This window comes from Xenorhabdus bovienii, from assembly GCF_024721015.1.
In the GTDB taxonomy this organism is placed as follows: Bacteria; Pseudomonadota; Gammaproteobacteria; order Enterobacterales; family Enterobacteriaceae; genus Xenorhabdus; species Xenorhabdus bovienii.
On sequence record NZ_JANAIF010000266.1, the window covers coordinates 1 to 764 of the forward strand.

The 764-nt window shown below is 45.4% G+C and carries 1 protein-coding gene and 1 pseudogene; both read right to left on the reverse strand.

Features of this window, described 5'->3' with window-relative positions; all coding sequences use genetic code 11:
* On the reverse strand, positions 1-233 hold a 233-nt coding region (locus NXS07_RS20480; protein ID WP_308686646.1), incomplete at its 3' end, for a DnaB-like helicase N-terminal domain-containing protein.
* Positions 226-764: pseudogene (locus tag NXS07_RS20485) on the reverse strand (hypothetical protein); the annotation flags it as partial. The pseudogene NXS07_RS20485 and the gene NXS07_RS20480, both read right to left, overlap by 8 nt.

The window sequence follows — 764 nt, forward strand, 5'->3', positions numbered from 1 at the left end:
GCAGTCATCATGACATTGGCGAAATGATTCTCACCCATCGCATCAGCCACCATCAGAGAATCAATTAACCCTCTGGTTTTGGCCTGTGAACGAATGGTTTTGAATGCTTCTCGGTAGAACGGGGTAGCAAACGCCTCTGGCTCCAGCGTTGCCAATACATCACTGGCATCCGGTGTTAATCCACTAATCAACAATCCGCCAATCACACTGGATTCAAAATCGTAATTATTCATGGTCTTTCTCCGCAAATTTCCCTTCACGAACGCCGGTTAATGTTTTTTCTCTCAGCAAATAATCAAAGTCTGCCGTCCATCCGCTATCACTCCCACCAAAGAAAAACGGCCTAGCCTGACCAACGAATGCCCGAACATAGGCTCCGAATCCGTCAACATTTGGCGTTAACAGCTTGGGAATTAATTTCTTTAACGCTTTCTGGCGCGGAGTATTGATCTCTACAGCATGGGGCAACCTGTCACCAACCGCCTCATTGTAGGCATTGAGGTATTCGTCGTAGTTGATTTTGGGAGTGGGTTTTCGCTTTTTAGGTTTAGCAACCTCACCGTCATTCCCCTCGTGAGGGGTAAGGGGTGTATTTAATTCTTGTTCTAATAACTTCTTACTCTGTTTGACCTGCTTTGTTACCTGCTTTGTTACCTGACCATCGCTGAAATCCGCGTCATGACTGGGTTTGTTTGTTACCTGATTAGTTACCTGCTTTGTTACCTCAAAATCATCTACCTGTTTTGTTACCTCGTATTGCGTTG